The sequence below is a fragment of the Chryseosolibacter indicum genome, from assembly GCF_018598585.1.
In the GTDB taxonomy this organism is placed as follows: Bacteria; Bacteroidota; Bacteroidia; order Cytophagales; family Cyclobacteriaceae; genus Chryseosolibacter; species Chryseosolibacter indicus.
In genome coordinates, this window is the sequence record NZ_JAHESD010000103.1 from 1 (window position 1) to 10,375 (window position 10,375).

The following is a 10,375-nucleotide window of genomic DNA, read 5'->3' on the forward strand; positions in this document are numbered from 1 at the left end:
GTTGTAATCAACCCCGCTGACATAGAAATACAAACAGCCAGATCAAGTGGTGCCGGCGGACAGAACGTAAACAAAGTTGAAACAAAAGTACAGCTTACACATAAGCCCACAGGAATCGTAATTACCTGTCAGGTGGAGCGTTCTCAACATGGCAACCGTGAAAGGGCTCTTCAAATGCTAAAAACCAAACTTTATGAGATGGAGGTTGAAAAGCAGGAAAAAGAAATGGGCGCTGCAAGAAGGTCGCTTGTAAGAAGCGGAGACCGCTCCGAAAAGATAAGAACCTATAATTATCCTCAGAGTCGCGTTACAGATCATAGGATTGGGTTTACCCAACACAACTTGCCAGCAATCATGAATGGTGAAATTGATGATTTCATTGAACAGTTAAGAATTGCAGATAGCGCAGAAAAAATGACAGAAGGGGCAGCTTAGTGAAAAATAGCAGCTCGGTTAAAATAAATAACCTGCCAGGCTGTCTATTCGTTTAAGCAATTTGAATTAATCTTTTAATTAACTTCACCAGCAAATAAATAAATATGAGTAAAGGATTATTGGCTACCCTTGTAATTGTAGGTATTATCGCGGTTTTTGGAATAGGCTTTTTTATGTGGGGAACCGGCGTTTATGATAACGCGATTAATGCACAGGAAAGAGTTAATGCAGAGTGGGGTGATGTTCAGGCAGCATATCAACGTAGAGCAGACCTTGTTCCAAACTTGGTAGCAACAGTGAAAGGTGCGGCTGAAAACGAAAAAGAGATATTAGTAAAAGTAACGCAAGCCCGTGCGGGTATCGTTAATGCAAAAACTCCTGATGACCTGGAGATTGCAGGGCGGGAAATTAATACAGCTATTAATCTTGCATTCGAAGCTTATCCACAAATCAGATCTACTGAGAATTTTCAAAACTTACAGGCTCAGTTAGAAGGTACAGAAAACAGAATTAACGTAGCGCGTCAGCGTTATAATGAATCCATCAGGAACTATAACACCTATGTACGCGGTTATTTTAAACGTATGGCACTAAACATGTTTGGAGGAGGTGAAGACTTTTCGGCAAGAAAAGGATTTGAAGCTTCTCAGCAAGCACAAGACGCCCCTAAAGTAGAATTTTAAGATCTTACTCTCTGCTTGCAAAATGAGAGGTCCCGCCGCGGTGGCGGGATTTTTTTTGTCTTTACGTTTCTATATGGTGTCATTTGTCAGTTGCTGACCGCTCTTAATTCGCATAAATCAATTCTTTGTCAGTAGCACCTAACTTTGCTTGTGAGGTGAAGTTTATTAGTCTAAAACATTTCAAATGAGAATTACACTATTATTACTACTGCTATCTGCTTTTGTTAGCAACGCTCAAACCAACGATGAAGAAGCGATAAAGAAGGTTATCTTAACTTCTTATATCAGCGGAATCCAAAATAGAGGAAGTGCTGAGGATATCCGTAAAGGATTTGATCCTGGTTTTACAATGTTGAGGTTAATTGATAACCAGGTAAAGCCCCTGCCTATTGAAGAATGGATTACAAACATTGAGAAACAAAAGGCGAGTAATGAACCTGCCCCTCCTCCTGCAGAAGGAAAGTTTATAAACGTAGACATCACCGGAAATGCTGCTGTTGTAAAACTTGATTTGTACAGGAGTGGCAAGAGAACGTTTACGGATTACCTGGTCCTTTATAAATTTAATGAGGGATGGAAGATTGTTAGTAAAACATTTTATCGGTACCCCTAAACCTCAAATACGCATAGAATCAACCAGGTGAGCCTGATCTATATAGTTCAAAGAGATCAGCTCACTTTTTCTATTTTATCAGATCCACTGAAATTTCAATTAGTCAAACGTAAAAGAAAAATTACTTTTGTGTTTTGAGAGATTTATGGCGTGGATATATCTGGTAATAGCAGGCTTATTTGAAGTGGGATTCACTACTTGTTTAAAAATGTCCAACAATTTTAATAACAAGCTTTGGACTATACTCTTTTTTATTTGCATCTCTATGAGCTTCTACTTCTTGAACAAAGCAATACAAAGCATACCGATGGGTACTGGTTATGCAGTATGGACTGGTATTGGAGCTGTAGGAACTGTAATAGTTGGAATAGTTTTCTTTAAGGAGCCGGCAGACCTGTTACGGCTATTTTTTATCGTGCTATTAATAGGTTCTATTATAGGTCTTAAGTTTGTTTCAGCACAATAAAAAAGGCTGATCGCTCAGCCATATTCAATGCGTAAAAGAATTTACTACACATTCTTCCATTTTATTCCGCAGCCAACAGCTTTAGTCTTGCTGGTAGTTATTGACTTCCCGGCAATCAAAGCTTCAACTGCATCTTCAACGTATTTTTTATCAGCTTGAGAAGCATCTCTTACGTTGTTATCAATAGCTCCTATATACGCTACTTTAAAATTATCTCCTTCTTTTTTCAATACGAATACATGTGGTGTATTGGTTGCACCAAATGACTTAGCCACCTGCTGGCCTTCGTCTATAAGGTAAGGAAAATCATACTTTTTCTCCTTTGCAATTCTTACCATTTCTTCAAATGAATCACCAGGAGAAGACAGGGGGTCATTTGAATTAATAGCAACTACCGGAAATCCTTTTGTTGCATATTTCTTGTTCAAATCTATAATTCGTTGATTGTATGATCTTGAATAAGGGCAGGTATTGCAGTCAAAGATTAAAATTATTCCCTTGGCGGATTCGAAATCAGCAAGGGATATCATCTTTCCATCTACATTCTTCAGGTGAAAATCACTCACGGTATCACCAACGGAGTAATTCGGCATAACAGGTTTTGCAGCAATAAATACTGACAGCAGGATTAGCAGAATGCCTGTTTGAAACTTATTCATCATAATTAATGGAAGCTGTGTTAATGTTTATTTTAGTTCACGTATTAGTTTTTCAAGTTCTCCTTCGTGAAGTTCTTTTTCAATAAATTTTCTGTGGCCGGTTTTAGTGTTTATAATTAACGTAGCGGGCAATGCCCCCGACCATTGCTTATCAATCTTATCGATATAACTGTTTGGATCATTCTCGTCCAACAATATTACTTTTGACTTAATTTTCTTTCGTTCAATAAATTTATAGACCTTATCGGGCTTCGGATCCAAATCCAGGTCCATGCTCACGAGAGTAACGTTTAGCTCCTTATTATTTTCATTGTTCAGCCTTTCAAATAATGGAAGTTCCTTAACGCAAGGTGCACACCAGGTTGCCCAAAAGTTTATTACTTGAATGCTGTGCGAGCGGTCTTCCATAAGCGCCTGCAGTTGATCCAGCTTTACCACTTTCGTCGGTTGACTGAAGCTGGTTAAAGCCGATGTAGTTATTACAATCAATAAAAATATTTTCATAATAAGTATCCATTCAAAAATAGAACCAGATCTAACCTTATATTATTGTACAAAGTAATATTTTTCCATGAAGATCGGGACATAAAGCAGCTCAATTTCAAGCACTTGGAATCATGCAAAAATTATGTAAAAAAGATATCCACAATTAACATAAGTTATCCACATCAAATGTAAAATATGATTTAAGACATTGAATTACAATATGTTAAGTCGGAATTTATAAATCAATTCTTTGTGGACAACTTCAAACCGGTGAATTTTTTTAAGAAAACAGGATATGTTTTTGAAGTTTTTTACTTATTACATCCTCTTTAAATCAGGAAATAATATTTCGTTTGACTCAAATACTTATAATGCATAATCAGAATCCGGTTACCACCCTTTTTTCTATAAAATATCCCATCGTCCAGGCGGGCATGGTTTGGTGTAGCGGCTGGCGCTTGGCATCCGCTGTAAGTAATGCAGGCGGCTTAGGAATCATCGGTGCTGGGTCTATGTACCCCGGAACTCTTCGTGAGCATATAATAAAATGTAAGGCAGCTACTAACCAACCTTTTGCTGTTAACATACCATTGCTCTATCCTCAGATTGATGAGTTGATTAAAATTGTTATTGATGAAAAAGTGCCAATAGTGTTCACTTCTGCTGGTAATCCTTCTATTTGGACTAAATCTTTGAAGGATAATGGCATTACTGTCGTTCATGTAGTGTCGAGCGTGAAGTTCGCCGCGAAAGCAGAAAAAGCTGGCGTGGACGCAATTGTTGCAGAAGGCTTTGAAGCTGGGGGGCACAATGGAAGGGAAGAAACAACAACGCTGGTACTTATACCCATGGTTAGGGAGGCAGTTTCGATACCTGTTATTGCCGCTGGAGGTATTGTATCAGGAAGAACCATGCTCGCTGCTGAAGTCTTGGGGGCAGATGGCGTACAAGTAGGAAGTAGGTTTGCAGTGTGTCAAGAATCCTCCGCCCACCAAAATTTTAAAAACCGTGTTGTGCAAAGTGTTGAGGGAGAGACACTACTTACAATGAAGCAACTTACTCCCGTCCGTCTCTTAAAGAATAAATTCTTTAATCGTGTCATCGAAGCAGAAAAACGTGGTGCTACACCTTTAGAATTGGCTGAACTTCTGGGAGTGCGCCGAGCAAAGATTGGAATTTTCGAGGGTGATTTAGACGAGGGTGAATTAGAAATAGGTCAGGTAGCTGCGGCGATTAATAGAATTGAGCCCGCAGCTCACATTATTGAGGATATTTGGTCTGAATATGTAGTGTTAAAAAAGTTAATGTGCGGTGATGCAAATATTGAAAATTAAAGAGACTTGTCTTTACGTTCAGGATTTGCAAAATGCTTTGAACTTCTACCACAACCTGCTTGGCTTGCCGGTAATACACTATTTGCCGCAAAAACACTTGTTTCTTAGGGCAGGGGATTCCGTTCTGTTGCTATTCAATCCTGAAGACTCTAAAAACAAGCAGTCTCCGCCTGCGCATTTGGCGGTGGAAACCAGCATTTTGCCTTTGAAGTTTTAGAAAAGGAATACGAAAAAGTTAAAGTTGAAATTCAGAATAAAGGAATCAAAATCATTGAAGAGGTAACCTGGAAATCCGGGAGTAAATCCTTTTACTTCAATGACCCTGAAGGTAACGTTCTTGAAATATTGCCTGAAAAAGGAATATGGGACTAGCTTGCTTTAAGCACCAATTGAGGTTCAATCTCAACTGCTTTTTTATTATCAGATGCCTGCTTTTTTGGCTCTGCTTTGTAAATAGTATGAAACCAGTTGCTGTAGGTTGAATACTCAATGCAATTGCTTACCACCTTGCCATCTATGAGAATTTTAATGAAGACGTACCTGCTTGTAGTTTGCAGAAATCTTTCTTTTTGTGCTTCAGGCAGATCTGAAAGATGAATGTATTCTATGCCTTTAAATATTTTTGATTCTAGTAACATAACTATGTGGGTGTATATGCTGAGGTCAGCAAAAGTAACCAGAAGGCTTAGGAGCTGTAAAGTTAAGAATAATTACGCCGCTAGAAAACGCATTCATTTTAATTTTTGAATATTGCAGCAGCACTTATGGCAACTTTTTTTACTACATCGATTGAATACCTTAAAGGAGTAGGTCCGCAGCGTGCAGCTTTATTAAATAAAGAATTAAAAATTTTTACTTATGCTGATCTTATTCAGCATTACCCGCTTCGCTACGAAGACAGAACAAAGTTTTACGAGATAAAAGAATTATCAGAAGAACTTCAATATGTACAGGTAAAAGGTAAGGTTGTTAGTAAAGAGCTAGTAGGAACGGGGTTCAAAAAAAGATTAGTTGCGTATTTTAAAGATGCAAGTGGTGAAATCGAGCTGGTGTGGTTTCAAGGAATAAAATGGATCGATGAAAAGCTTAAATCGGGACAAGAATATGTTGTGTTTGGAAAGCCAAATCGTTTTGGTAGCAAATTCAGCATTGCTCATCCAGAGCTTGAATTACTAACACTTAATAATGAAAAAGAAGGATCTATTTACCCCGTTTATCCTCTTACTGAAAAGCTTCGCTCTCGACATCTCGATTCTAAAACCGTATCAAAACTTATAAGAGATGTTCTAACAGTAGCACAGGAAAAAATCCGTGAAACACTGCCTGTAGATGTTCTTCAAAAGTTTCATCTTGTCTCTAAGAAAGAAGCACTATTAAATATCCACTTCCCAAAAAGTTATGAACACCTGGCCCAGGCACAAAAGCGATTAAAGTTTGAAGAGCTATTTTACATTCAGCTTAAACTGCTTAAACTAAAAATAGTTAGGGAAGAGAAATTCAAAGGGCATGTGTTTAAAGACGCATCACTGGTAACGACTTTCTACAACAATCATTTACCTTTTGAACTTACAGAGGCACAAAAGCGCGTTATAAAAGAGATTTATGCTGACCTTAGGTCAGGAAAACAAATGAACAGATTGCTGCAAGGTGATGTAGGAAGCGGTAAAACCATAGTGGCATTTATCTGCATACTGTTAGGTATAAGTAGCGGAGCACAATGTGCGCTAATGGCTCCCACCGAAATTCTTGCACAACAACATTACAATAACCTGAAGCGTTATGCTGAAAAGATGCAGATAAGCATCGGCATCTTAACAGGTTCTACCAAAAAATCAGAGCGAAGAGTTTTGCATGAAGGTCTTCAGACGGGTGAGTTAAAAATTCTCATAGGCACACATGCATTATTGGAGGAGGAGGTTCAATTTAAAAACTTAGCACTTGCCATCATTGATGAGCAACACCGTTTCGGAGTAGCCCAACGCTCGAAGCTATGGAACAAAAACTTCTCTGTCGTTCCGCATGTACTTGTGATGACGGCCACGCCTATACCCCGAACGTTAGCCATGACGTTATATGGCGACCTTGATGTTTCTGTAATAGACCAATTACCAAAAGGCCGAAAGCCTATTAAAACTATCCACCAATTCGATTCGCATCGGTTAAAGGTAAACCAGTTTCTGCGTGATCAGATGACGTCGGGAAGACAGGTTTATATTGTTTATCCGCTTATTGAAGAATCAGAAAAATTGGACCTTAAGGATCTGATGGATGGATATGAAAGTGTATGCCGGGCATTTCCTGATGTTGCCGTTAGTATTGTTCATGGTAAAATGAAGCCTGAGGCAAAAGATTTTGAGATGAAAAGATTTGTTAAAGGTGAAACACAGATTATGGTAGCAACAACAGTGATAGAGGTAGGCGTCGATGTCCCTAATGCTTCTGTCATGGTAATAGAGAACGCAGAGCGTTTTGGTCTATCCCAGTTGCACCAGCTACGCGGCAGGGTAGGCCGAGGGGCTGAGCAGTCTTATTGCATTCTGATGACAAACTACAAGTTAAGTAGTGAGGCAAAAGTGCGAATTGAGACAATGGTAAGAACCAATAATGGTTTTGAAATTGCCGAAACAGATCTGAAACTACGTGGCCCTGGCGACCTGTTAGGTACGCAACAAAGTGGTGTTCTCGATTTATTAATTGCGGATCTGGGCAAAGATGGTCAACTATTGCAACGAGCACGCGAAACTGCAATTGAGGTTTTAAAAAATGACCCAGACCTTACATCATCAAAAAACAAAGTCATCTACACGCAAGTTGAATCAATGCGCAGCAACATCATGAATTGGAGTAGGATTAGCTGAGTCTTTGGATGTTTATCCTTTAAGATTCTTTAAATAAAAGATTACTGTTAACTTTGATAAGATACCTCCTGATTATTATGAAAAAATGGGCGCTTATCTCTTTGATCCTGTTTCCTGCCTTTCTATTTGCCCAAACCGGAAATTTCTTTCTTTCTCATTTTACTTCTAACAATCTTGCTGGAAGCTCATGTTATGATATTAAGCAGGATGCTCGAGGTGTTATGTACTTTGCCACCGATGCGGGTATTTTTCAATTCGATGGAAGGAACTGGGATTTACTTGATGGAGGTGCTGCTGTCTATTCTCTTCAGATTGCTGCCAACGGAACAATTTATTGGGCAGGGTCTAAAGGTTATGGCAGTGTAGGTGTAGATTCAGATGGTTTCCTGAAATTAAAAACAGAGTCTGACTCAAGTGTTACAAATGTGTTTCAAAGTCTTATACTTAAAGACGATGTATTCTTCCTAAACGATAACGCAATCTATATTGTTGATATTAATCGAAAGATACACACCATAAAAGCAGATGAGAACACTGGCAGTTTCACTGGTTTGTTTGAATTGTTTGGGGCTGTATATGTTAATACGCTTGAAAAAGGACTTTTTAAAATTAATCGGACAGGATTAGTACCCTCCAAACTGCTTATTCACGGCCAGGTAATTTTTGCAGCACGTATTGAGAATAAATATATAGTGGGAACTGCTCAAAACAAGTTATTCAGTTGCAATGAGAATTTGCAGATAAAACAACTGATAGTAGAAGATCAGAACTTCATCAACGCAAGTGTTATTATAGGAGGCAATTGGGTAAACAAACATTTGCTTGCGCTTGGCACATTAAGAGGAGGGGTAGTATTTGTAAACCCTACAACGGGCAAAACAGTCGAGATTGTAAATTATTTAACTGGCCTGCCAGATAATGAAGTTTTTGCTATTTCTGTTGACAGACACAAGAATATTTGGGTAGCTCATGAATATGGTTATACGAGAGTATCACCCTACATGCCACTAAGGTCTTTTAGTTATTACCCCGGGCTTAAAGGAAACTTGCTCTGCACCTATACTTCAGAAAACGGTACATATGTCGGAACTTCATTAGGCCTGTTTAAATTAAAGAAAGAAGATGTTTATGAAGAGCTTGTCTATTATGTAGATATCCCTGTAGAAGAAAATACGATTAGTACTGGAGGTAAGCGAAACGGCGATGAAAATTCAGCAGGTAAAGTCGAACCAAAAAGAAGAGGACTTTTTAATTTCTTAAAAAAGAACAAAAGTAAGGAAGTAGTTAATACGGAAGCGGGTAACGTGCCTGGTGTCGCAAAAGAGAAACCGAGACACAAAAGGGTAAGGCATACGGAGAAGCTTTTGCGCTCATCTCAATATGTATATCAGAAAGTTGCAGGAATAAATTCAAAGATCACAAGTATAATTACCTTGAATAAGCGCATAATAGCTTCCGGACTTGCCGGTGTATTTGAGGTGAATGATTTGAATGCTAAAGCCCTCCTTGAAGAACCGGTTCGGTTTTGCTTTGCTTCGCAGTGCAGCAATGTTCTACTTACGTCTACGTATGAGAATGAAGTTAAATTTCTGATAGAAGGAAAGAAAGACTGGCAACAGGTAAGCCTTTTTAACATCATTGATGATCAGATCAACTACATGTTTGAAGCGAAGCCAAGTGAGTTGTGGTTATGTGGTGCGGATAAAATTTATAGTGTACAGGTAAGTGAACATGAGATGCGTCCACTTCATGCGATCGATATAGTTAATTCTCATGGAGAGGCAACTGTAGGTGTTAGCTGGGACGAAAAGTTATTGTTTGTCAACGCGGAAGGGTTCTTCAATTACAACAGGCAAACCAAAAAACTTGAAAAGGTAGATACGCTACCTGGACCTAAGCAGTATTTTGTGTACGATGAAAATATTCTTTATCGCGACCAGCATGGATGGCAACTTAAAGGAAGGGATAACAAAAAGGGAAGTCTTCACCTGTTAAATTTATTTCAGGATTTCAAATTCATTACGGGCAGCAAAGCATTGAACGATCTATGGATGATAAGCCGGAATAATGAGCTCTATAAAATGTTTGGAGAGAACATCGCTGCCAGCGAAGAGCCATTTCCCATTTTTATTAAATCTATTAATAGTGCCGATAAGAAGACAAACATTATTACAAATATTAATTTAAGTGAAGATCATAGCGCTATTGCTTTTGAAATCGTTCAACCCGACTACGTGGGGCCGCATGCAATAGAATTCAGATACATGCTCTCAGGTATGAAAGATCAATGGTCAGACTGGTCAAACAGCAACAACAAGATTACTTTTCCATTCCTGCCTCCAGGTGACTACGTGCTGCAGGTGCAGTCTAGAAATATCTTCGGGGATGTAAGCACGTTAAAGCCTCTTACTTTCGAGGTTCTGCCGCCCTATTGGAAGCGTTCGTGGTTCTATGCCCTGGAATTTATGGTGTTGGCTAGCCTCGTCATTCTATCTTTTCGGCTGAATAATCGTTATCGGATAGTAAGCCGTATCCTTTCACTCCTTACGATCATTCTTTTGATCGAATTCATTCAAACGATAATAGATTCATCACTACCAGTGAAAGATGAAAATCCGGTTATTGATTTCATTATCCAGGTTTTTATAGCGCTGCTCATTCTTCCCGTTGAAGGTTATCTTCGTAACCTGATGTTTCGGTCAATGGATACCAATAGCAAGTTGTATCAGCTTCTATCTCTTAGATCTTTAAAATCGGCCCTACACAAAGAGCAGCCTGGCGAATAGGTGGTGTTTTTCGGTTTTAGCCATGTAGCTATTTGGGCGGCGACGTTAAGCGTAG

At 38.9% G+C, this 10,375-nt stretch carries 11 protein-coding genes; 8 read left to right on the top strand and 3 right to left on the bottom strand.

The window, feature by feature from the left end:
* The 4 genes from KK060_RS23845 to KK060_RS23860 form a co-directional block, all read left to right on the top strand.
* On the top strand, positions 1 to 435 hold a 435-nt coding region (locus tag KK060_RS23845; RefSeq protein ID WP_302180162.1), incomplete at its 5' end, for a peptide chain release factor-like protein.
* 104 nt (positions 436 to 539) lie between these two features.
* Positions 540 to 1,118, top strand: coding sequence for a LemA family protein (locus KK060_RS23850; RefSeq protein WP_254157620.1), 579 nt, complete (start codon positions 540 to 542; stop codon positions 1,116 to 1,118).
* 184 nt (positions 1,119 to 1,302) lie between these two features.
* Entirely contained in the window at positions 1,303 to 1,731 is a 429-nt protein-coding gene (locus tag KK060_RS23855) for a nuclear transport factor 2 family protein (protein ID WP_254157622.1), read from the top strand.
* A 145-nt stretch (positions 1,732 to 1,876) separates the two neighbouring features.
* The gene (locus KK060_RS23860) at positions 1,877 to 2,197 is read left to right on the top strand and encodes a DMT family transporter (protein WP_254157624.1); all 321 of its coding nucleotides are present in this window, start codon (positions 1,877 to 1,879) and stop codon (positions 2,195 to 2,197) included.
* 44 nt (positions 2,198 to 2,241) lie between these two features.
* Here KK060_RS23860 and KK060_RS23865 read toward each other — a convergent pair whose 3' ends face one another.
* Together KK060_RS23865 and KK060_RS23870 are read right to left on the bottom strand one after the other, a co-directional pair.
* Complete coding sequence (locus KK060_RS23865) at positions 2,242 to 2,859, bottom strand: thioredoxin family protein (protein WP_254157626.1); 618 nt, start codon at positions 2,857 to 2,859, stop codon at positions 2,242 to 2,244.
* Between the two features lie 24 nt (positions 2,860 to 2,883).
* Entirely contained in the window at positions 2,884 to 3,360 is a 477-nt protein-coding gene (locus KK060_RS23870) for a TlpA family protein disulfide reductase (protein ID WP_254157628.1), read from the bottom strand.
* Positions 3,361 to 3,713: 353 nt separating this feature from the next.
* On the opposite strand from KK060_RS23870, the gene KK060_RS23875 reads away from it, so the two are divergent.
* Together KK060_RS23875 and KK060_RS25315 are read left to right on the top strand one after the other, a co-directional pair.
* Positions 3,714 to 4,676 carry an NAD(P)H-dependent flavin oxidoreductase gene (locus KK060_RS23875; protein ID WP_254157630.1) on the top strand — a complete coding sequence of 321 codons (963 nt, stop codon included), beginning with the start codon at positions 3,714 to 3,716 and terminating at the stop codon, positions 4,674 to 4,676.
* Positions 4,657 to 4,893, top strand: a complete 237-nt coding sequence (locus tag KK060_RS25315; RefSeq protein WP_367397539.1) for a VOC family protein — start codon at positions 4,657 to 4,659, stop codon at positions 4,891 to 4,893. Before KK060_RS23875 ends, KK060_RS25315 begins: the two co-directional genes overlap by 20 nt.
* Before the next feature lie 151 nt (positions 4,894 to 5,044).
* Here KK060_RS25315 and KK060_RS23885 read toward each other — a convergent pair whose 3' ends face one another.
* Positions 5,045 to 5,314, bottom strand: a complete 270-nt coding sequence (locus tag KK060_RS23885; RefSeq protein WP_254157632.1) for a hypothetical protein — start codon at positions 5,312 to 5,314, stop codon at positions 5,045 to 5,047.
* Between the two features lie 126 nt (positions 5,315 to 5,440).
* On the opposite strand from KK060_RS23885, the gene recG reads away from it, so the two are divergent.
* The gene (gene recG, locus KK060_RS23890; RefSeq protein ID WP_254157634.1) at positions 5,441 to 7,534 is read left to right on the top strand and encodes an ATP-dependent DNA helicase RecG; all 2,094 of its coding nucleotides are present in this window, start codon (positions 5,441 to 5,443) and stop codon (positions 7,532 to 7,534) included.
* 77 nt (positions 7,535 to 7,611) lie between these two features.
* Complete coding sequence (locus KK060_RS23895) at positions 7,612 to 10,320, top strand: triple tyrosine motif-containing protein (protein ID WP_254157636.1); 2,709 nt, start codon at positions 7,612 to 7,614, stop codon at positions 10,318 to 10,320.
* Positions 10,321 to 10,375 lie beyond the last annotated feature (55 nt).

Bases quoted from the DNA above. Each gene is read 5' to 3' on its own strand.
- KK060_RS23855 (WP_254157622.1), top strand. From the start codon at position 1,303: ATGAGAATTACACTATTATTACTACTGCTATCTGCTTTTGTTAGCAAC.
- KK060_RS25315 (WP_367397539.1), top strand. From the start codon at position 4,657: ATGCAAATATTGAAAATTAAAGAGACTTGTCTTTACGTTCAGGATTTG.
- KK060_RS23860 (WP_254157624.1), top strand. From the start codon at position 1,877: ATGGCGTGGATATATCTGGTAATAGCAGGCTTATTTGAAGTGGGATTC.
- KK060_RS23870 (WP_254157628.1), bottom strand. From the start codon at position 3,360: ATGAAAATATTTTTATTGATTGTAATAACTACATCGGCTTTAACCAGC.
- KK060_RS23885 (WP_254157632.1), bottom strand. From the start codon at position 5,314: ATGTTACTAGAATCAAAAATATTTAAAGGCATAGAATACATTCATCTT.
- KK060_RS23850 (WP_254157620.1), top strand. From the start codon at position 540: ATGAGTAAAGGATTATTGGCTACCCTTGTAATTGTAGGTATTATCGCG.
- recG (WP_254157634.1), top strand. From the start codon at position 5,441: ATGGCAACTTTTTTTACTACATCGATTGAATACCTTAAAGGAGTAGGT.
- KK060_RS23875 (WP_254157630.1), top strand. From the start codon at position 3,714: ATGCATAATCAGAATCCGGTTACCACCCTTTTTTCTATAAAATATCCC.
- KK060_RS23895 (WP_254157636.1), top strand. From the start codon at position 7,612: ATGAAAAAATGGGCGCTTATCTCTTTGATCCTGTTTCCTGCCTTTCTA.
- KK060_RS23865 (WP_254157626.1), bottom strand. From the start codon at position 2,859: ATGATGAATAAGTTTCAAACAGGCATTCTGCTAATCCTGCTGTCAGTA.